The sequence below is a fragment of the Pedococcus sp. P5_B7 genome (assembly GCF_054049895.1).
Genome location: NZ_JBFULM010000002.1, coordinates 744,778 through 765,973, shown reverse-complemented (window position 1 = coordinate 765,973; position 21,196 = coordinate 744,778). Strand labels below are relative to the sequence as shown.

Annotated in this window: 18 protein-coding genes; 10 read left to right on the top strand and 8 right to left on the bottom strand. The window is 66.2% G+C overall.

Features of this window, described 5'->3' with window-relative positions; translation table 11 throughout:
* Nucleotides 1–36 precede the first annotated feature (36 nt).
* The 8 genes from ACXJKD_RS06450 to ACXJKD_RS06415 form a co-directional block, all read right to left on the bottom strand.
* Entirely contained in the window at nucleotides 37–810 is a 774-nt protein-coding gene (locus ACXJKD_RS06450) for an SDR family NAD(P)-dependent oxidoreductase (RefSeq protein WP_457253645.1), read from the bottom strand.
* A gap of 190 nt (nucleotides 811–1,000) precedes the next feature.
* A complete protein-coding gene (locus ACXJKD_RS06445) occupies nucleotides 1,001–3,520 on the bottom strand; it encodes an ATP-binding cassette domain-containing protein (RefSeq protein WP_457253643.1) in 2,520 nt (839 codons plus the stop codon).
* Nucleotides 3,521–3,611: 91 nt separating this feature from the next.
* The gene (locus ACXJKD_RS06440; RefSeq protein WP_457253642.1) at nucleotides 3,612–4,901 is read right to left on the bottom strand and encodes a substrate-binding domain-containing protein; all 1,290 of its coding nucleotides are present in this window, start codon (nucleotides 4,899–4,901) and stop codon (nucleotides 3,612–3,614) included.
* A gap of 97 nt (nucleotides 4,902–4,998) precedes the next feature.
* Entirely contained in the window at nucleotides 4,999–6,042 is a 1,044-nt protein-coding gene (locus ACXJKD_RS06435; protein ID WP_457253641.1) for an ABC transporter permease, read from the bottom strand.
* Between the two features lie 358 nt (nucleotides 6,043–6,400).
* A complete protein-coding gene (locus ACXJKD_RS06430; protein ID WP_457253640.1) occupies nucleotides 6,401–7,414 on the bottom strand; it encodes a ketopantoate reductase family protein in 1,014 nt (337 codons plus the stop codon).
* Nucleotides 7,411–8,205, bottom strand: coding sequence for an HpcH/HpaI aldolase family protein (locus ACXJKD_RS06425; protein WP_457253639.1), 795 nt, complete (start codon nucleotides 8,203–8,205; stop codon nucleotides 7,411–7,413). Before ACXJKD_RS06425 ends, ACXJKD_RS06430 begins: the two co-directional genes overlap by 4 nt.
* 33 nt (nucleotides 8,206–8,238) lie before the next feature.
* On the bottom strand, nucleotides 8,239–9,690 hold the full coding sequence (locus tag ACXJKD_RS06420) for an aldehyde dehydrogenase family protein (RefSeq protein ID WP_457253638.1): 1,452 nt from the start codon (nucleotides 9,688–9,690) through the stop codon (nucleotides 8,239–8,241).
* A gap of 59 nt (nucleotides 9,691–9,749) precedes the next feature.
* A complete protein-coding gene (locus ACXJKD_RS06415; protein WP_457253637.1) occupies nucleotides 9,750–10,574 on the bottom strand; it encodes an SDR family NAD(P)-dependent oxidoreductase in 825 nt (274 codons plus the stop codon).
* Nucleotides 10,575–10,926: 352 nt separating this feature from the next.
* Here ACXJKD_RS06415 and ACXJKD_RS06410 point away from each other — a divergent pair, with 352 nt between their 5' ends.
* The 10 genes from ACXJKD_RS06410 to ACXJKD_RS06365 all read left to right on the top strand — a co-directional run bounded on the left by ACXJKD_RS06410 (nucleotide 10,927) and on the right by ACXJKD_RS06365 (nucleotide 21,185).
* Nucleotides 10,927–11,109, top strand: a complete 183-nt coding sequence (locus ACXJKD_RS06410) for a hypothetical protein (protein WP_457253636.1) — start codon at nucleotides 10,927–10,929, stop codon at nucleotides 11,107–11,109.
* The gene (locus tag ACXJKD_RS06405) at nucleotides 11,106–12,137 is read left to right on the top strand and encodes a zinc-dependent alcohol dehydrogenase family protein (RefSeq protein WP_457253635.1); all 1,032 of its coding nucleotides are present in this window, start codon (nucleotides 11,106–11,108) and stop codon (nucleotides 12,135–12,137) included. The genes ACXJKD_RS06410 and ACXJKD_RS06405 overlap by 4 nt, the downstream gene beginning before the upstream one ends.
* Before the next feature lie 30 nt (nucleotides 12,138–12,167).
* Nucleotides 12,168–13,667 carry an aldehyde dehydrogenase family protein gene (locus ACXJKD_RS06400; protein ID WP_457253634.1) on the top strand — a complete coding sequence of 500 codons (1,500 nt, stop codon included), beginning with the start codon at nucleotides 12,168–12,170 and terminating at the stop codon, nucleotides 13,665–13,667.
* A 93-nt stretch (nucleotides 13,668–13,760) separates the two neighbouring features.
* Entirely contained in the window at nucleotides 13,761–14,531 is a 771-nt protein-coding gene (locus ACXJKD_RS06395) for an IclR family transcriptional regulator (protein ID WP_457253633.1), read from the top strand.
* An 85-nt stretch (nucleotides 14,532–14,616) separates the two neighbouring features.
* Entirely contained in the window at nucleotides 14,617–15,534 is a 918-nt protein-coding gene (locus ACXJKD_RS06390; RefSeq protein WP_457253632.1) for an aspartate/glutamate racemase family protein, read from the top strand.
* 58 nt (nucleotides 15,535–15,592) lie between these two features.
* Complete coding sequence (locus tag ACXJKD_RS06385) at nucleotides 15,593–16,846, top strand: four-carbon acid sugar kinase family protein (protein WP_457253631.1); 1,254 nt, start codon at nucleotides 15,593–15,595, stop codon at nucleotides 16,844–16,846.
* Nucleotides 16,843–17,739: a class II fructose-bisphosphate aldolase gene (locus tag ACXJKD_RS06380; protein ID WP_457253630.1), complete on the top strand. Its 897-nt coding sequence runs from the start codon at nucleotides 16,843–16,845 to the stop codon at nucleotides 17,737–17,739. The genes ACXJKD_RS06385 and ACXJKD_RS06380 overlap by 4 nt, the downstream gene beginning before the upstream one ends.
* 112 nt (nucleotides 17,740–17,851) lie before the next feature.
* Nucleotides 17,852–18,412: a cupin domain-containing protein gene (locus ACXJKD_RS06375; protein ID WP_457253629.1), complete on the top strand. Its 561-nt coding sequence runs from the start codon at nucleotides 17,852–17,854 to the stop codon at nucleotides 18,410–18,412.
* A gap of 808 nt (nucleotides 18,413–19,220) precedes the next feature.
* Nucleotides 19,221–20,048 (top strand): NAD-binding protein, encoded by an 828-nt coding sequence (locus ACXJKD_RS06370; protein ID WP_457253628.1) that lies wholly within the window; start codon nucleotides 19,221–19,223, stop codon nucleotides 20,046–20,048.
* 108 nt (nucleotides 20,049–20,156) lie between these two features.
* Nucleotides 20,157–21,185, top strand: coding sequence for an AbrB family transcriptional regulator (locus tag ACXJKD_RS06365; RefSeq protein WP_457253627.1), 1,029 nt, complete (start codon nucleotides 20,157–20,159; stop codon nucleotides 21,183–21,185).
* Nucleotides 21,186–21,196: the final 11 nt, after the last annotated feature.

The window sequence follows — 21,196 nt, the reverse complement described above, 5'->3', positions numbered from 1 at the left end:
ATCGAACCTCCCCCGCGCCAGCTGGGGGAGTCCGACCTAGACGGTCTGGCCGCCGTCGGCCACCATGGCGTGCCCGGTCACGAACGAGGCTGCGTCGGAGCAAAGCCACAGGACGGTGGCGGCAATCTCCTCGGGTCGACCGAGGCGACCAATCGGCTCCTGCGCCACCATGCGCGCGTAACCCTCCTCGGTGCCGCCGGAGAAGCGCTCGATCATGGCAGTGTCAATGATGCCGGGACAGACGGCGTTGATGCGGATGCCCTGGTCCGCGTAGTCCAGCGCGGCGTCCTTGGTCACTCCGATGACCCCAAACTTCGAGGCAGCGTAAGCGCCGCCGTTGCCGAAGCCCCTTAGGCCGGCCCCAGATGACGTGTTCACGATGGCCCCGCCTCCACGGGCGAGCAGCAGGGGAATCTCGTGCTTCATGGACAGGAAGACGCCGCGCAGGTTCACCGCCAGGATGCGGTCCCAGGTGTCCTCGTCCAGCTGGTGAAGGGGAGCGCCGGGCTGCTCAACGCCAGCGTTGTTGAACGCGACGTCGAGACCGCCGAGCTCCTCAACGACACGGTCCAGCGCAGTCTTGACCTGCTCGGAATCGCGCACGTCAAGGGTCAGGGCAACGACTCTGACCCCAGCGGCCTCCACCAGTGCAGCGGTCTCTTTCACGGCCTCCTCGGAGAGGTCGGCCACCGCGACGTCTGCGCCAGCCTGGGCGAATGCAACGGCGGTGGCTCGGCCTATGCCGCCGCCCGCACCCGTGACGAAGGCGACCTTCCCCTTGTAGAACCCGTTCTCACCTGAATCGGTCATCCTTGCACTCCTTCTGAATGGTTGGTCGCGCCCCGCGTAGTACCGGTTGTCCAGGTCGCCAGGATGGTTGAGCTGGACGGGAGGGGCGAGTCGTCACCGGAACGTGCGTCCGGGGCAGTCGTGCCGCAGTCCGGCGCTGCCACGTGGTTGTCGCTAGCACCGACACGTCGCGCACCTGATCTGAGTTTGATCATGGCCTCCGCAGGGCTCGCAGACGGGCCTTGTCCAGCCCGGCGTACGCGGCGATGGCGACGAGTAGAACCAGGCCGTTGAGGATCTGCGCCCACGCGGGTTGGATGCCCAGAAGCGGCACCGCGTTGTTGATGAGAGACAGGAACAGCGCCCCGAGCAGCGCCCCGATGAACGAACCGCGGCCGCCGGTCATCACGGCACCACCGAGGAACACAGCGGCGAACGTGGGCAGTGCGTAGGTTGAACCCACCCCGTTTGAGCCAGCACCCGCCTGGCTGGCCAGAACGATCCCGCCCACCACGGCACCGAGGACCGAGATGAACAAGGCGCCGGTCCGGATCCGGTTGACCCGCCATCCAACTCGCAGGGCCGAGTCTGAACGAAGCCCCGTGGCTCGCAAGGCGAGCCCGAGCCGGCTCTTGTACAGCCACCACTCGAGCGCCACGGAAAGCACGATGACCAGGATGAACGTCGTGGGGATGAACGCAACGCCCTGAGCGAACATGGTGTTCAGTTCAGGCGCGATGATCCCGCCGTACTCCGGTCGCAGCCAGATGGCGACACCCTGCACGACGCCCAGGGAGGCAACGGTGGCGACGATGGGCGTCACCTTCAGGTTTTCAATGAGGACGGAGTTGAAGGCCCCGACAGCAAGGACCGCGGCCACCAGAGCGACGAAGGATTTCAGGATGGAGCCGGCCGACATGTCCGGAAGGGTGAAGGACAGGATGACGACGGTCAGGCTCATCACGGACCCGATGGAGATGTCAAAGAGCCCTGATATCAGGTTGTACTGCTGCGCCAGGGCCACGAATGCCAGTGGCAGCGTGAGTATCAGCCAGCTGCTGAGGTTGAACGTGCTCCAGAAGACCGGTACCCGGCTTCCCGTGTAGAGAGCCAGAGCTGCGATGAGGATGAGCAGCACGATGATGGGAGTGTGCACGGCCAAGCGGTCGAACCAGCGCAGGCCGGGATTCTCGCGGAGGGAAACCTGAGTTTCGGACACATCGGTCGCAGCAACGAAACTGCGGACGATCTGGCCCTCGGACTCAGGTTTGACGATCTCCTCGACGACGACCCCGCGCGACATGACGTACACGCGATCACACAGACCGGCGAGCTCGGAGGAGTCGGAGGAGTTGACCAGGACTCCAACCCCGGCTTGCGCTGCACTGGTCAGGGTCGCGTAGATGTCCAGGCGGGCTCGGGCGTCAACCCCTTGGGTCGGCTCGTCAACGATGAGCACTTCTGGCGTCCGCAGCCACGGCCGGGCCAGGACGACCTTCTGCTGGTTGCCGCCTGATAGGCCCTCGACGGGCATGTACGGGGAGGCGGCGACGATGTTCAGGCGCTTGCTCGCCCGTCGGTAGGCGGGCAGCAGCCGCTTGGCCAAAGAGGTTCCGTACGGCCCTGACTCTTCGCCGTACTGGCTCGTGGCGTTGTCCATGACGGATGCGCCGGGGAAGATGGACTCCTTGACGCGGTCGCCGCTCTGGAAGCTGATTCCGGACTTCAGCGCGTTGGAGGGGGAGACTCGGGACAGGGTTTTTCCTTCGACAGCGACGGAGCCGCCCGACAGGTCCATGCCGATGATTCCGCGAAGGAGCTGGCGCTGGCCGTTGCCCTCGGCACCGGCGATTCCGACGATCTCGCCGGAGCCGACGATGAGGGACACTGGGCCGAAACCATTACCCTCCAGCGCCTTCAGCTCCAGACGGGTGGCGGGCTCGGTCGGCACCGTGCGATCCGGGAACTCCAGGGAGGTGGGGGCGCCCACCATGAGTTCGACGATCTCCTCGACAGCCCAGTCGGAGTGCGCGTATGTCCCCTGGATCTCACCGTCGCGGATCACGGTCAAGCGGTCGGCGAGCCGTCGAACCTCCGCCAGCCGATGGCTCACGTAGACGATGGCGGTGCCGTCATCGCGGGCCTGCCGGATGATCTCCTCCAGCTTCTCCGCCAGCTTCATGTCGAGTGCGGCCGTGGGCTCGTCAAGCATCAGCACCTTCGGCCGGTGAGCCATGGCACGAGCCACCTCGAGCAGCTGGCGGGCGCCGGGACCCAACGCGGCCACGAGGTCGGACTGCCGGAATGGGAGGTCAAAGCGCCCCAGGTAACGCATCAGGTCCGGTGGCTTGGCCTCGCCGATAGCGTTGAAGGACAGCGCAATGTTGTCTGCGACGGTCAGCTCGTTCACCAGGGACGTGTCTTGGTAGGCCGTGATCAGCCCCAGACGCCGGGAGCGTTGCACACCCCCTCGGCCCAGCTCCTCACCTCCGATGACGATCCGACCTTCGTCGATGTCGTACACGCCGGAGGCCGCCTTGATCATGGTCGATTTCCCCGAGCCGTTCTCGCCGACGAGGGCGTGCACCTCGCCCTCCATGCAGTCGAAGTTCACGCTGTCTAGCGCGCGCACGCCTGGGAAGGACTTGGTAACCCCAATGACCTCGAGCGCAGTGGTCTTCGAACGCTGCTGGGTCGCGGGGGTGTCCTCGAGAACGGCTGTGGTCTCCATGCTGCTGCTGCTTCCTAAGTACTGTCCGGGGTTGCCCCAGCCGAGTCGACTGTGTGACCTGGCGGGGACAACCCCGAACGGGTGAGTGGGGTCAGCCCTGAGCGGAGAGGATCCACTGCTCCTGGGCGGGCGTGAAGTACGTGGGGATGGGTGCGTTCGCCGGCATGGCCGGGTCGAAGTTGGCCAGCAGGTCGTCAAGGGAAGCGGCACCGGTCGGCATCATGAAGGGGTCGACCTTCTTGCCGGCCTTGAGTGCGATGCCGTAGTCGACGCCCACGCGGGGGAACCACGACCGGCCGGTGGAGATGTACGCCTTGACGTCGATGCCCTTCTTCTTGGCTTCCTGGGTCGCGGTAAGGAGGGAGTAGTTCTCCGCGTCGGACCCCACCACCGGAGGGTTCTTCCCGGCCTTGACATACGGAGAGATGAAGTCCTCAAGCGTGTAGTCGTAGGCCACGAAGTTGGGGTTCTTGCCCGAGGCGTACAGGGCGTTGCCCTGCTGGGCCATGCCCTGCTCGGTCCACTGGGTGAAGCCTTGGATGGCCTTCTTCCAACCGGCGGCGTCCAGCTTCTTGGTCAGGCAGGGCTGCCAGACGGCGGCGCTGCCGTTGCCGGGGACGCCGGTGTACAGGCCGTAGGTGCCACCGTTGGGGAAGTCCYTGATCAGCTGCTCAGCAGTGAGCTCCTGAGGTGAACACAGGTCCTCGCTTGCCTGGCCTGCCAGCTGCTTGACGACCTGCTCGGGCAGTGGTGAGCCCACCTGGATGATCGCCACGTTCGCGTTCTTGGCGGCCTGCACGGCGGGCAGAACGGCCGCGCCATACACGGTGTTGATGATGATGATGTCAACCCGCTGGGCGATCATGCTGTTGATGTTGGCGAGCAGCTTCGGCACGTCCTCACCGAGGTTGTAGACGATCTTGCCGATCTCGGGGGACTGCACAGCCTGCGCGGTCGTCTCAGCCCGGGAGGTCTGCCGCCACGGGTTGATTCCGTCCCACGCGAGCCCGACCGTGAGCTTGCCGCCGTTGCCCGTTTCGCAGGACGTCGCCTTGAGGCACTCCTGGACCTTGGCCCACTGCTTGTCCGTCAACGGGGTGGCCACCTTGTTCATGGCCGACTGAAGGACCGGGTTGAGGCTGTCGTACTTCAGGTCCTTGTTGAGGAAGCCGTGTTCGAGGGCGGTCTGGCGCGCTTCGGCCGACGCCTCTGGCACCTTGAAGTTGCCGCCAGCGGTCCCTCCGGAGGCGGAGCCGGAGGAACTGCCGCCTGTGGTGCTCGCGCAAGCGCCGAGCAGGAGCATGGCGACGGATGTGGCGGCGCACGCGACGGCGGATCGCCCGGAGCGCCGTCCCAAGCGACGTGCGGAGTTGGATGACATGGAGATACCTTTCGGGGCTAGGGCGTGGTGCGCTGCTGGCGCATCACGCCCGGGTGTTTTGTTGTTTGGGTTCGTTCTTGTGGCGGCCATCGACCGCTCAGGTGGTGGTTCGGCGTGGCCGCAGCCTGTTGAAGCGGGCTGCCCCCTTCTGGCTCACGGTGATCGCCGCGACGGCTACTGCGAGCACGAGTCCTTGGATGACGACTCGTTGGCCCGCGTCCATTCCCTTGATGGAGAGCACCTGGTCCAGGAGGACCAGGAAGACGCACGACCCGATGACGCTTGCGACGCTGGCCGGGCCCCCGGTAAAGAGCACTCCCGCGACGCCGGCCACGGTGATGGCGAGCAGTTGGTAGCTGGCACCGGACAGGACATCCGGGGAGCTGATGTAGCCGGCAAGCATGACGCCGGCGATGCCGTACAGGACCCCGGCGAGGGCGAAGGCGCTCAGGTGAACGAGCTTGACCCTGATGCCCAGCATTTCCGCGGCGCGCGGGTTGGAGCCGGCCAGGGCGATGGACTTTCCCGCGCGGGTCTTGTTCAGGGCGTACGACAGCACAGCTCCGGTGATGACGGCCGCGATGAACACGGCGTTGATGTTTCCGACCTGGGCCTGAGCGATGTCTACGAGCGGCTGCGGCGTCCGGGCGCTGGCGGACAATGCGACCCCGGTCCATAGCTGGATCAGGCCGGTGATCGCGCCCACGGTCGCAAGAGTCACGATCAAGGCGTTGAGGCGCAGGATGACGATGAGTACGCCGTTGATGAGGCTCAGCACTGCGCACACCACGATCGACAAGAGGGCCAATACCCATACGTTCGTGCCGGAGTCTGCGTAGTGCACGACGATGCCCGCCGCGACGGAGACGATGGCGGAGATCGACAGGTCGATCGCCCCGGTCGTCACGATGAGCACCTGACCGAAGGACGCCAGGGCGAGGACGCCTGCCAGTGCGGTGACCAGGGTTACCGAGTCGCCACTCAGGGCGTGGGGGGCAACAAACGCGGCGCCCAGGATGACCAGGAGCAGCGCGGCCCACGATGCCCGGTAGCGGGCCGGCCACCGGTACTTCAGGTCGGTCAGGCGCTGGTCGCCGCGCGAGTTCGTGGCGCGTTCGGCCGCGATTGGGTCGACAGTCATGGTTCCAGTCCTCCAGCTTCCGTCGGATTCGACGTGGCGCGGAGCATGGGCCGGGGCCGGTGTCTTTCTACTGCAAGGTGACCGACACCCTTGTCGTCCGCTGAGTTGAGTATTCCCATACTATGGGAATCCGTCAATAGTCTGAGGGACGCATTTTTCCGTGGATCTGGACTGGCAACTGTTGGCGTCACCTCACAACCGCAGAGCCAACTCGGGTATTTGCCTTTGAGCCGTATATGAATCCGCGCAGGTGGCCGTGGATGGCGCGCGGTCTTTGCGGCCATTTTGGGGCTGACAGAAGGTGCCGTTCCTCCCGTGGCCAGACCTGTCGCAGATATAAGCCCTCCCAAGCCGAGTGCTAGGCGGCGGTGCCTTTGTAGAGTCCTGCGGAGCGGGCTCGTTGCGTGGCGAGCTCGGTCATGAGGCACAACGTGGGCGTCGGGACACCGACCATGTCGGCGAGGTCCAGGGGGACGCGGAATAACGCGTCAATCTCCATCGGTCGACCCGCTTGCAGGTCTTGGACAACGCTCTGCAGGTGCGCCGACTGTGCGAGTTTGGCGAGGCCCTGCGTTGGGTCACCTGGGTCACAGCCGAGGGCACGTGCGATGGCTTCGCCCTCGCGGCTCATGGTCGCGGCGGCGGCTGCGATAGACGCGTGTTGAAGCGTGTCCTTCATTGGCGAGCCGCTCAGAACTCCCAGTGCCCCGCCGATGAGGTTCATTGACAGCTTTGCCCAGATGGCGCTGCGGATGTCGGAGGTGACAGTAACGTCGAGCCCGCTCGGGCTGAGCATTGAAGAGAGGCGGTAGAGGCGTTTGTCGGGCAGGCCGTCGGGGCGCCCCAGCAGAAGGCGGTTGATGGGATTCTCAGCCCGGACCACGCCCGGCGCCAGGACTGTGCAGGCGGTGTATGCGACGGCGCCGACGGCACGCTGCGGACCGATGCGGTTCCACAGTCCATCTCCCGGATCCAGCCGAGGGATACGCGTTCCCTCGAGGGGGCCGCCGTGGTCGTGGAAGTACCACCAGGGGATGCCGTTGCCGACGAACACGACGAGGCTGTTCTTGTGCAGCAGTGACGCAAGGCTTTCGGCGATCGCTGGCAGCGCTGGCGCCTTGACCGTGACGAAGACGATGTCCTGTTGTGGCAGGTCGCTGGGCTGATCTGTGGCAAAGGGGTGTGACACCAGAACCCCGTTGTGGGTTTCTACCCTGAGCCCGTGTTCGCGAATGGCGGCCAGCTGTGCACCCCGCGCGATCAGGGACACCTCACTGCCCTGTGCAGCGAACCGTCCGGCGAGGTGGCCGCCGACGGCTCCCGCCCCGTAGACACAGATCGTAGGCGGATGCGTTTCGTCGTTGGGCGTCACGAGTCGAACTGCCTCCGCTTCTCGGTGGCGGCGGCCAGCAGGAACGAGATGTCGTTGCCGGTGGAGACGTACTGTGCACCGAGCTGCAGATACTTGCGGATGAGGTCGGGTCGACCGCCAAGGCCGCCGATGCCCACCGCTTTGCCGTGGGTGCGGCACACGTCGAGGACGCGCCGGTATGCCTTGTCGATGCGTTCGTCGTCCATCTGTCCGGCCACGCCGAGTTCGACGCTCAGGTCGTTGGCGCCGACAAGGAGCATGTCCACGCCTTCGACTGCTGCGATGTCGTCCGCAGCAGCGAGGCCCTTCTGCGACTCGATCATCGCCACGACCATGGAGGACTGGTCGAGCTCGCGGACCGTTTGAGCTGGAGGAAGTGGCCGGTAGTGCAGCTGGGTGGCGGCTCCGGCCAGCGAGCGCGCGCCGAGGGGCGCGTGTTTGACGGCGCTGACGGCGGCGCGGGCCTCGTCGGCGGACTCGACGCCGGGCAGGATGACGCCCATGGCGCCGAGGTCCATGACACGTCCGATCAGGGTCGCGTCAAGTCCGGGTACTCGGACCAGTGGGGTCACGCCCAGGTGGTTGCACGCCATGCAGATCTGGCTGAGCGCGTCGAGGGGGAACCCGCTGTGCTCGAGGTCGATGTAGACGGAGTCGAAGCCTGCGGTGTACGCGATGGACGCTATGTCGGTCGACCGCACCAGTCGCACGGTCATCGAGTAGACCGGTTGCCCCGCGGCCAGCTTTTCCTTGGCGTGGTTGCGCAGCAAGGGCGCGGTGTCGTTGCTCATGGTGTCCGTTCTTCCTCGGTGACTAGGGCGGCGTCAGCTGAACGTGGCCGGCAGTGCCTGCGCCTGCTCGTCGAACCCGTACACGGACTTGACCTCGAGGTACTCCTCGAGTCCGAACCGGCCCATGGAGCGGCCGACACCTGACTGCTTGTACCCGCCCATGGGGGAGTAGGAGTCGGTGGAGGCACCGTTGAAGCTGATGCGTCCGGCGCGAAGGGCGTTCACAACGGTGCGTGCTTGGTCGTGGTCGGTGCCGAAGACGTATCCGCCGAGGCCGTACGGGGAGTCGTTGGCGATGCTGATGGCGTCGTCGGTGTCGCTGTATCCGATGACGGCCAGGACAGGTCCGAACACCTCTTCACGGGCGATGGTCATGTCGGGGGTGACGTCGGTGAAGACGGTGGGCTTGATGAAGTAGCCGCGGTCCAGACCGTCAGGTTGTTCGGTTCCGCCGGTGACGAGGCGGGCTCCTTCGTCGATGCCGCTCTGGATGAGGTTGCGGATGGACTTGGCCTGGGACTCGCTGACTACTGGGCCCATGGTGGTGGTGGTGTCGAGCGCGTCGCCGAGGCGGAACTGGGTTGCTTCGTCGACGAGGTACTCGGTGACGGCTTCGACCTGGCTGTGGTGGACGAGCATGCGGGTGGGGGCGTGGCAGGACTGTCCGGCGTTGAAGAAGGCCCGTTGGATGTTCCAGCGCGCGGCCCGCTCGAGGTCGGCGTCCGGGAGGACGACGTTGGCTGACTTGCCGCCGAGCTCCAGGCACAGCCGCTTGACCGTTTCTGCGGCGGCGGCGCTCACCTGCCGGCCGGCGGTGGTGGACCCGGTGAACGACATCATGTCGACGTCGACGCTGCGGGACAGGGCGTCGCCGGCGTCGCGGCCGCTGCCGTTGACGAGGTTGAACACTCCTGCCGGGACCTCGGCCTCGTGCATGACCTGGGCAAGGAGGGCGCCGCTGGCGGCAGAGTTCACGCTGGGCTTGGCGACGACGGTGCATCCGGCGGCGAGGGCGTAGATGGCCTTGATGACGCCGGTCTGGATGGGCCAGTTCCACGGGGAGATGAGCCCGCAGACCCCGATGGGTTCGCGTCGAACGATGGCTGACCCGATGCGGGACTCGAATGGGTAGTCGCGCAGCACCTGCTGCGCCACCCGCATGTGCTGTGCTGGTCCGGTGACTTGGGCGCGGTTGCTGACCGGGATGCCGACTTCACGGGCGATGAGCTCGGAGAACTCGTCCAGGTGGGTCTCGTAGGCGCGCACGATGCGGTCGATGAGGGCGATGCGGTCGTCGACGGAGTAGGTGGAGAACGTGTCGAACGCGCGTCGGGCTGCGGCGACGGCGATTTCTGCGTCGGCCGCGCCACCCACGGCGACGGAGGCGAACGGTTCCTCACGGGTGGGGTCGACGAGCTCGATGTGGCGCGGTTGGACGGGTTCGACCCAGTCGCCGTCGATGTACAGGTGCGGGAACTGCTTCATTGGTGGCTCTCCTGGGGCTGCCTGTGGTTCGCCTGCTGCGGTGTCTGTGAGTCGTGCCGTTAGTTGCTGTGTGTGTAGCCGCCGTCGCACGCGATGGTCTGGCCCGTGATGAACTCCGAGGCCGGCGAGGCCAGGAACATCATGATTCCGACGAGGTCGGGGGGGACCATGCCCCGAGGGATGCACTGGAGGGACGCGGCGCGTTCGCGCACCTCGGTCGTGGGGTTGACGGCACGGTCGACCTCAGTGGCGACACTGCCGGGCCGCACGCAGTTGACCGAGATGCCGTGCGGGCCGAGCTCACGCGCCAGGGAGTTCGTCATGCCGATCACGGCAGACTTCGACGTGACGTAGTGCAGGTAGTTGACGGTGCCGCGGGTGACTGCGTCGGATGACACGTTGATGATGCGTCCGAAGCCGGCCGCGCGCATCGGGGCGGCGACTGCTCGAGCGCACAGGAACGTGCCGGTGACGTTGACTGCCAGGACCCGGTTCCACTCGGTGAGCGGAATCTGGTCGAACGGCCCCTTTTCGAGGGTTGCGAAGATGGAAGCGTTGTTGATGAGCACGTCGACGCGGCCCCATCGCTCGAGAACCGCTTCGACCATGGCCGTGACCGACGACTCTTCGGCAACGTCCACCTGGACGGCGTGGCCCAGGCCGCCGGCCTCGTGAATCTCCTTGGTGACCGCTTCGGCGTTGCCCAGGTCCAGGTCGGCGACCACGGCGGTGGCTCCGGCGGCGGCGAACTGCCGGGCCAGCTCCCGGCCGATGCCCTGGCCGGCGCCAGTCACTATGACGACCCTGTCCTGGACGCTGAAGTCTCGCGCGGAGGCCGGAACGCCGGAGTCATGGGGCGTGTGGGTCGAAGGTTCCGTCGTCATTGTCGTCCTCGAGGCGTCGCACGTTCGGCGCAGGCTGACCTGCCCGTGAACGTTCAGGTTGCGTGAAGCGCGGTGAATGGTCGGAGCTGAGAAGAAGCGTCCGTAGAACTGAACATATCCCATAAAATGAGATACCGTCAATATCTACACAGTGGCTCGCGCGTACAGCAAGACACCAGGCACGACGCCATCCGGACGATCCGACTATTGTAGATATCCCACACTGTAGGATATCGTAGTGCTCAACATAGATGGATTGACACGGACCCCTACTCCTCCCTGACCCGCAGATGTGGCTCATTAGGCGGTCAATCGAAAGCAAAGGTGCTGAGGTCATGACGCAGGACAGTCCATGAACCGGCTGCGACTCGTCCTCGGCACGCTCGCCCAAGGCTTCCGTGGCAAGCTCCCGGTGCTGCTGGGTCTTGACGGTCGCGCCCCCCGGGTCGACGACTTCATGACTCCGCGGGCCGCGGCCCTGGTCTACGACGCTGCCCTGCGGAGTCGTTCTGCTGAAGGCGAAAGGCTGTCATGAGGGGCGTCTACTTCCTGGGTGAGGGCAAGCTCGAAGTCCGCGAGTTGCCTGACCCGACGCCTGCGCCAGACGAGGTCGTGGTGCGGATGAAGGCATCCGGTATGTGCGGCAGCGACCTTCACCACCTGCACGGACCGGTGCGTACCGGCCCGGAGCTGGTCATCGAGGGGCACGAGCCCTGTGGTGTAGTCGAGGTCGTGGGTTCGGCAGTTCGACCGAGCGAGGCCGCCCCGGGTGACCGGGTGATGGTCCACCATTACGACGGCTGCCGGACGTGCCGGCACTGTCGTGGGGGTTGGACGCAGTACTGCACGAACGGCCGGCGGGTCTTCGGTGGCCTGAACGCGGATGGTGGGCATGCGGACTTCATCCGCGTTCCAGCGCACACGCTCATCAAGCTGCCGGACTCGTTGTCGTTCAAGACCGGTGCCGCCGTCTCGTGTGGGACCGGCACGGCCTTCGCTGCCCTCAGGCGGGTTGCGCTGGCCGCCGACGAGACCGTCGTTGTCTTCGGTCAGGGTCCGGTCGGCCTCAGCGCCACCCTGCTGGCCAAGGCGTTCGGAGCCCGCGTCATCGCCGTGGACGTCGAGGACTCGCGCCTGGCGATGGCGGAGAAGTTCGGCGCTGACCACCTCGTGGACGGACGGGACCCTGACTTGGTGGCGGCCGTGCGCGCGCTGACGTGGACCGGCGAAGGGGCGGACAAGTCCCTCGAGTGCAGCGCCAACGCGTCCGCACGCCAGCAGGCCATCGCGGCAGTGCGCCCTTGGGGCACCGCCTGCATGGTGGGTGTGTCGCCAGGTGCGCTCGATGTCGACAGCGATGAACTCATCTCGCGCCACAAGACCATCCTGGGCTCGTTGACGTTCAGCAAGAACGAGCAGGAGGAATGCGCTGCCTTCGTTGCCGAGCGGGGCCTGGACGTGGAGTCGCTGTTCACGAACGAGTTCCGACTGGACGAGGCGGAGCACGCCTACGAACTGTTCGACCAGCGCAAGATCGGTAAAGGCGTCTTCGTCTTCGACTGAGACGACGGCGGCGCAACTGAGAGGAAAGCAGTGACCACCACACAGCAGAGGTTCGCCCCCCGTGAGGGGGCCCAGCAGTTCCTGTCCCGCGAGGTCCACCAGCTCTTCATCGACGGGCAGCAAGTTCCTGCATCGTCGGGGGAGACGATGACCACGTTCAACCCCTCCACGGGCCAGGTCCTCGCACAGCTGGCGGCTGGGAACGCGGCGGACATCGACGTCGCCGTGCATGCCGCGCGCAACGCGTTCACCGGGCCGTGGAGCAACTGGAGCCCGTACGAGCGTCAGGCTCTGCTCACCCGCGTCGCTGCCGTGCTGGACGAGTCGTTCGAAGAGCTCATCGAGATTGAGGCCCTCGACATGGGTGCCCCGGTGTCGCGGCTGCGGAACAGCAAGACGGCGTTGATGAAGATGCTGGCCTTCTTCGCCGGTCAGGCCATGAACATCTCAGGTGAGACGCTGGCCAACGGCATCCCGGGCAACGTTGCCACGATGACCTTGCGAGCGCCGGTCGGCGTTGTCGGCGGAATCATCCCGTGGAACGGGCCTCTGGGTGGCCAGTTCTGGATCGTCGGCGCCGTGCTTGCCAGCGGCTGCACCACGGTGCTCAAGCCGGCCGAGGACGCGTCCTTGTCGGTGCTGCGGGTGGCAGAGCTGCTGCACGAGGCCGGTGTCCCCGCCGGTGTGGTCAACGTCGTCACCGGCACCGGCCAGGTGGCCGGAAACGCCCTCGCGTCCCACCCGGACGTCGACCGAATCGCGTTCACCGGGTCGACCGAGACGGGTCGTCGCATCATCGAGGCGTCCACGGTCAACATCAAGAAGCTTCAGCTGGAGCTGGGTGGCAAGTCCGCGGACATCGTGTGCTCCTCAGCTGACCTGAGCGTGGCTGTACCCGGCGCGGCCATGGGGGTGTTCGCCAACTCGGGGCAGATCTGCTTCGCCGGAACGCGGGTGCTGGTGCAGCGGCCCATCGTCGACCAGTTCACCGAGCGGCTCCTCGAGTACATGGACACCCTGCAGGTGGGCCACCCGCTGGATGTGGCGTCGACCATGGGCCCGGTCATCTCCCAGCCACAGCTGGACAAGGTGATGTCGTACATTGACATCGGCCGGGACGAAGGGGCTGAACTCGTCCATGGCGGGCACCGGTTGGGCGGCGACCTGGAGAACGGCTACTTCATGGCCCCGAGCGTCTTTGCGGGGGTGACGAACCAGATGCGGATCGCCCGCGAGGAAATCTTCGGGCCGGTGCTGTCCATCATCCCGTTCGACGACCTGGACGAGGCCATCGCCATCGCCAACGACAGCGACTTCGGGCTGGGTGGGGCCGTCTGGTCCCAGAACCTGTCGACTGCCATGCGCGTCGTCAACGGGGTTCACACCGGTACCATGTGGGTGAACTGCTACGGCTACATCGACCCACTGGTTGGCTTCGGCGGCACCAAGCTGAGCGGGTACGGCGCTAAGGGAAGCTCCGCCCACATGGACACGTACCTGTACACGAAATGCGTTTACATGCAACTGTGAGCTGCGCCCTGTCCGGTTGAGATGCTCCTGATTTTCTTCGACTCCCGGTGGATTCGGTTGACAATATCCCAAATAGTGGGATATTTTCGCCACATGGCAGCTGGGTCAGAAGATGGGGCCAGGGCGCTGGCGAAGACCTTCCAGATTCTCGACCTCTTCACTGAGGAAGAGCCGATCTGGTCGACGGGCGCAATCATCGAGGCGTTGGACGCAACGCGTTCGACGGGGTACCGCTACATCAAGGCGTTGCATGATGCGGGCCTGCTGGCGTCGGTGCACAGCGGTTCGTACAGCCTCGGTCCGCGCATCATCGAGATGGACCTCAAGCTTCGGCTAACGGACCCGCTGCTCTTGGCCAGCCACGGCGTCCTCGAGGGCCTCGTCGAGCAGATTGGGCACTCGGCCACGTTGTGCACCGCGTACCGGGATTCGGTGTTGTGCATCGGGGAGTTTCGTGACCAGCGCAGCCCCGCGAACCGGTTCATCCGCGGGCAGCGCCGCTCCCTTTTCCAGGGCGCCATCTCCAAGGTGATTCTGGCGTACCTTCCGCATTACCGGCTGAAGGCCATCTACCCACGGGACGCCGCCGCCATCGAGAAGGCGGGGCTCGGGGGCACGTGGAAGGAGTTCCGGTCCACCCTGGGGGACATCAAGAAACGCGGGTACCACGTGACGGTGGGCGAGTTCAATCCTGGCGTCATCGGTGTCGCTGCGCCCGTGCTGAACGGCCAGCGGGTCGCGTTGGGCAGTGTCGGTGTCGCCTGGGACGAGCGCCAACGGCAGGACGTCCATGTCGAGCGCGCCATCGAAGCGGTCAAGGACGCTGCGGCAACCATCTCTAGCCGACTGGTGCGCGAGGACTAGCTTCACTCGGGCGCCTTGGTCAACCAGTCCGCCAACTGCTCCTGAACAGTCCCTCCGCGCGCATGCCGATGCAGTCTTGCGGGGCATGCGCCTGCGCCCCTGGGGCCGCTCGCGCACGCAGGAACTCCTCCTGCACGCGGGAAGGGGCATTCGCAACACCAAAGGCGTTGACTTGATCCCATATTACGGGATATCCTTCATTCACGGTATGAGGAACAGTTCCGGTCGTTGGTTTCCCTGCGGGCCGCCAGGCTTCGCCGCAGACCCGGGAGCTGCTCGCGATTCTCACTGCCGCATCCACCCGGAGGAAGAGGTTCCCGTGCCCCAGAAAATCGCCATCCTGCACACGAGTTTCGTGTTCGTCTCGGTCGAGCCCGCGATCAACAACCTCATCGCTGAGCTCATCCCGGACGCGGAGGTCATCCACTTCGTTGACTCCGATGTCCTGGCCACGGTGGTGCGTGAGCAGGGAATCTCCGCCAAGAGTGCGGAGCGGATGACGCGCCTGGCGCAGGCGGCCGAGGCCGCCGGGGCCGACATCATCTTCTCTGCGTGCTCCTCCCTAGGCCCCGCTCTGGACGTGGCGGCAAGTCATGTGCACACCCCAGTGGTGAAGATTGACGAGGCGATGGCCATTCGCGCGGCTGCCGACGGCACCCGCATCGGTGTGCTGGCGACCGTCCCCACGACGCTCGGGCCGACGTCGGACCTGATTGCGTCCAAGGCAGACGAGGCCGGACGCACTGTCACCATCGAGAAGCGCCTGTGTGCCGGCGCGTTCGACGTGCTCATGTCCGGTGACCGTGACAAGCATGACGCGCTAGTCATCGAGCAGGCAGTGGACCTGGCGAAGTCGGTGGACCTCATTGTCCTGGCGCAGGCTTCCATGTCGCGTCTTGCTGACGTGCTGGCCAGGGAGACCGGGTTGACCGTCCTCACCAGCCCACGGCTCGGCGTCGAGTTCCTCGCCGAGCGACTGGCGCAGGTGCCCGTCCGCACCTGACGGCCCGCACCGTCAGTGGGCGCGCGCTCCATCCGTGACACTCGACAAGGAAGTCCTCATGAAGACGATCGTCCTGGACGACGACCCCACCGGTACCCAGTCGGCGACAGGGGTGGCGGTCCTGTTCGAGACCAGCGTTGACCTGCTGGTGAACGCGTTGAAGGCAGCCGACGCGGTGTACGTGCAGACGAACAGCCGAGCCCTGGCGCAGGCTGAGGCCGAAGCGCTGGTCGCGAAGATCAAGGCGGACGGTGAGACCGCGGCACAGCAGCTGGGCGAACAGGTTCGGTTCGTACTGCGTGGCGACTCCACTCTGCGCGGGCACGTGTTCGCCGAGTCGGACGTCTTCCTGGGCGAGGACGCGGTCCTGCTGTTCGTGCCGGCGTTCCCCGAGGGTGGACGCACCACTCGCGGCGGCGTGCACTTCGTCCGTGTCGGAGAGGATGACGTGCCCGCACACGAGAGCGAGTACGCGCAGGACCCCGTGTTCGGCTTCTCCACAGGCGTCTTGGTTGATTACGTGGCGGAGAAGTCGGGTCGTTCCGCGGTGTCTGTCCCGCTCGAGAAGGTCCGAGCAGGTGACGTGCTGCGGGCCCTGGTGGATGCGCCCGCGGGCAGCGTCGTTTTGCCCGACGTGGTGGACGCGGATGACGTTCGCGCTGTCGCTCAGGCAGTCAACGCGGCCGCCGGTCGTCGCCGTGTGGTGGTGAGGTGTGCTGCACCGTTGGCCGCTGAGCTTGCAGGCGTCCCCAGCCGCGGACTGTTGCCGTCCCCGCTGGTTGACCGTCCCGTACGGCCATTGCTGGTGTGTGGTTCGCACACCATGGGGGCGAGTGCACAGCTGGCGCCCATTGCGCGGGCGTGGGGCTCGCCAGCCCTCATCGACACCACGGCAGCGCTGCGGGACCCTGTTTTGGCAGGTGCTTCCGCGGCCGGCGCTGCTAGGGAAGAGTTTGCCCAGGCTCCGGTCGTGCTCCTCGCGACGGAACGGTTGCGCTCGGCGGAGCACAACACTCTCGACCACGGTGAACGGGTCATGTCAGCGCTGACGACGGCGGTCGCCGACCTGCTTCCGGACGTGGATGTGGTCGTGGCCAAGGGAGGTATCACCTCGGCTGAGGTCGCCCGAACTGGTATCGGCGCCACATCCGCGTTGGTGCTGGGGCAGGTTCTGCCCGGCGTGTCCGTGTGGCAGCTGGAGGATCGGACCGGGCGTGAGCTTCTCTACGTGGTCGTGCCAGGGAACGTTGGTGGACCAGACACGCTCACGCGGGTTCTGGACGCGCTGGACGTGAAGGTGGCTGTTCGATGAGGTCCTCACTGCACGATGTCGCTCGACAGCAACTGGCCCAAGGCGCGGCCGTTCCTGCCATCACTTGCTACGACGCCTCGACAGCTGTGTCGGTGGTCGAGGCGGCTGAGACAGCCGGTTTCCCCGTAGTCCTCCTCGTCCCGCCCGTCGTCGCCGGCTCGACGGAGGGAGTGCGGACGATTCGTGCTCTGTGTGCGATTGCCGACGCTGCGCAGGTCGAGGTGGTGGTGCAGCTCGACCACGCCACCGACCTTCAGCTGATCGAGGTGGCCATCAAGGCGGGTGCCGACGCGGTTCTGGCTGATGGTTCGTCGAAGCCGCTGCGTGACAACGCCGCGTTCGTTCGTGCCGCCCGTGACCTGTGCGGCCTCGACGTCACTGTCGAGGCTGAACTGGGCAACATCGCGGGGGATGAAGACCGGTCGGTTGAGGTGGACCCAGCCTCTGCTGGCAAGACCAACCCGGATGACGTTGCCGAGTTCGTTGCGCTGTCGGGGTGTGACCTGTTGGCGGTTGCCGTCGGCAATGTGCACGGACGCTACCGAGGGGAACCGCTCATCGACCGGGACCGGTTGGAGCGAATCAGGGCGGCGTCCGTGGTGCCTTTGGTTCTGCACGGCGCGTCCGGGCTTCCGCGGGAGGACCTTGCGCGTGCCGGCTCGGTCGGCATTGGCAAGGTCAACATCAACACTGAGCTGCGGGGTGTGGTGCTCGATGCGATTGCTGCAGGGCTCGCACCCGCGCGTGAGGCCGGGGATGACGTGTGGGCACTGACCGGTGCCCGGGCTCAGGCCACGCGTGACTTCACCACGTCGGTCGGCCAGCTGCTGGCAGGGACCTCCGCGCTGCAGACCGTCTCAGGTGCACCGGCAGGAGGGACGTCCCCGCGCTGACTACACCCGCTCGTCGTCGGACGGTGCCGTGACGAAGCCTCCGTCAGACCCACTCGTCTGGCACGGTCGAGATCGCCGGGCAGCACCGTCGAACCGTTGAAAGGACATCATTATGGCTGGAGAACACCTTGAGGCTCGCGCCCGCCGGGTCGTCATGGGCGTGGACGAGCAGGGACGGTCGACCATTGTCTCGGACGGCCTGAGCGAGACGCGGCTGGCGACCCAAGCGTTCACCCGAAACATCATCTGGGGTGCGGACACGGTGCCAACGCCGGTGATGGCAGAGAACGCGGTGACGGATGCGGCGACCATTCCACCGCCGCCGGCGGGCTACTACTGCGACGTCAGCACGTTTCCCCCAGACAGTGAGTGGGACTACGAGGCCGGGTACGGCCAAGCGCTCGAGCAGGCCGGCGTTGACGACGCAGACGCAGACGCGGGCGTGTCCGCATCGCCCGCGAAGAATGCGCGGTCCCTTCCGGGGATGCACCAGACCGACACCGTGGACATCGTGACCGTGCTCTCGGGCGAAGTGTGGTGCCTCGTGGAAACGGGGGAGACGCTCGTGAAGGCGGGCGACACAGTCGTCCACAGAGGTACCTGGCACGCCTGGCGCAACCGTTCCGATGCGCCGTGCGCGGTGCTAGCCGTTCACATCAGCGTGGTCCGCTGACCTAGTCGCGCGCAAGGACAGAGGAGAAATGATGGCGCTCAGTGATACGCAGTCGGTGTCGGAATCCGCAGCCCTGGATCAATGGTCGACGCCGCGAAGGCGGAGCTGGCGTCGCGTCGAGCCAGTTACGGGCAGCAGTGGGTTCGCATGCCATTGCGGTGACGCCATGGTCTCCTGCGTCGGCTGCGGTGAGCTTCGCTGTCTGAAGTGCGACCCGTACCTGTCGGACGACTGCTAGCGGCATCCCATGGCCGTCGACGCTCAAGAGGGGGACCGTTCAGGCGCGGTGGCCGAGCCGGTCCTCGTCATCGGCGCCGGCCCGGTCGCGCGCAAGGTGTGCGCCACTCTCGGCGGAACGCTGAACACACCGGTCGTTCACCTAGACAGTCCCGGCGACACGGAGCTGGCCGACACCGTGGGCGGTGTCAGCGCTGCGGCCGTTCTGCTGCACGACGACGTTGCCGCGCTGCGGTACGCGCTGGCGTTGGCGCACCTTCGTCCCGGCCTGCCGTTGACCGTGTCAGTGTTCGACCGGACCATGGCGGAGCAGCTGCGGGTCATGCTGCCGCAGGCGGTCGTCATCTCCCCGGCGTCGCTGTCGGTCCCGAGCCTCATCGGGGCGTGCATGGGTGGGGACTTGATGGCTCGGTCCGTCGACGGTAACGAGTGCGTGGACGTGGTCCGGAATCCGGGCACGGGACAGCCGGTGGAGACTCGCCAACCGTTGCCACGTCGACGGTGGAGACGGCTCCCGACTGGTCTGTCGCTGAACCCTCGACACCATGACCCGGGCACGCGCCTTCTGCTGGTGGGTCTGCTGGGCTTGGTCTTCATCCTGCTGGCCGATTGGGCGTGGCTGCTGGTGGCCGGGCACGGCCCGTTGGAGTCGTTCGTCGATGCGGCGCGGGTCGTGGCGACGGTGGGTCCGGGACCTGTCGACGTCGGTGGTGTGTACGGGACGTTCTCCGCGGTGGCGATGCTGGCGACGGTGGTGTTGACGGCGCTGTTCACGGCCGGCCTGGTCGACCGGCTTCTGGAGCCGCGGTTCCTGCACCTGCTGGGGCCGCGGTCCCTTCCTCGCAAGAATCATGTGGTGGTGGTCGGCATCGGGCAGGTGGGTCTGCGGTTGTGCGTGGCGTTGAAGGCGCAGGGTGTTCCGGTTGTCGGGGTGGAGCGTCAGCCGCACGCGTCGCACGTGGCGGTGGCGCGCAGGCTGGGGGTGCCGGTGGTCATCGGTGACGGCAGTGTTCGCCTTCTGTTGGAGCGGGTCCGCCTTGGCGGCAGCATCGCCCTTGCCGCGGTCGGTTCGGACGACCTAGACAACGTCGCGGTGGCAGTCGCGGCGTCGGCGGTGTCACCGTCGTCTCGCATCGTGTTGCGCGCTGGTGAGCAGGAAGCGGTCGCCGAGACGCGGTCGCTGCTGCGGCTGGGAGTCGTGCGGGACGTGACCAAGATTGCGGCCACGTTTGTGGTGAGTAGCGTCCTAGGTCACCATCCTCGGATGGTTGTTGCGGACGATGACACCGTTCATGTGCTCTTGGACGATGGGCGCCTCGAGTCGTTCGAGGTCACTCACCAGGACGAGTGTCACCACATGGGTCACCACGTCGCTCGGTTCGGCGCCGGCCATGGCTGATGAAGCCGTGCACCGGTGGTTCACCTTCTGCCCCGGTGACCGCCTCGCCGTCGGGCTGCTTGCCACGTTGCGCGCTGTGGTCTTGTGAAGGCCGGTCGTCGTTCGTCGTTGGCCGTTCTGACGTTCGTCGCCGTCGCCGGCCTGCTGAGTTGGGCAGGTGCGCCGACACCGGCCTTGTTCGCGGCGCTGGTGGGCGGTGGGGTGTTAGGAGTGACCTCGCCGACTGCGCCGCAGCTGCCGCCTGTGTTGCGTCTGCTGGGCATGGCCATCGTGGGTGTGGCCGCGGGCGCCACGATCAACGCTGACGTGCTCAAGGCGGTGGCGAGTGAACCTATTGCTGTACCGGCGGGGGTCCTGTTGACGCTCGGCGCCACCATGCTGATTGGCCAGCTCCTGAACCTGTACCCGGGGGTGTCCGGAACGACTGCAGTGTTTGCCTCCATTGCCGGCGGAGCCAGCGGCGTCAGCTTGATGGCCAAGGAGTTCGGCGCAGATGCCCAGGTGGTGCTGTCGGCGCAGTACCTGAGGGTCATCGTCGTCCTCGTCAGCGTCCCCATCGTGGCTCCGCTCCTCGGCGGCGTGCGGTCGACTGCCAGCGACGCTTCGACGGGTGCCCGCTCCTCGGTGGGGGCAGACCTTGCGTACACCGGCATCTGCCTGCTGGTCGGCATGGTCCTGGCTCGTCTCGTCAGATTCGGCGGCTCCGGAATCCTCGTTCCCCTCGTTGTCTCGAGCACGGTGTCCGTATGGGGCATCTTCGGGTTGGCTCACGTCCCGGGTTGGCTGCTGACCGTGGGCTACACGCTGGTTGGTCTCTACGTCGGGGTCGGGTTCACCAGAGACCAGCTGCGCACGCTTGCGGGCATCTTGCCGCTGGCCCTGGTCAGCGCCCTCCTGGGTATGGTCGCGTGTGCCGGTATCGGGGTTGCGTTCGCGCACATGGTTGGTGTTTCGCCGTTGGACGGGTACCTAGCCACGACCCCTGGGGGTCTGCCGGCGGTGACCGCTGTCGCGGTGGACTCGGGCGACGAGGTCGGACTGATTCTCACCATGCAGTGCTTGCGCATCATGCTGGCTTTGCTGTGCGCCCCGTTGCTGGGTGCGTGGCTGCGCCGTCGGACCCACGGCGACACATAGGCGAATCACCT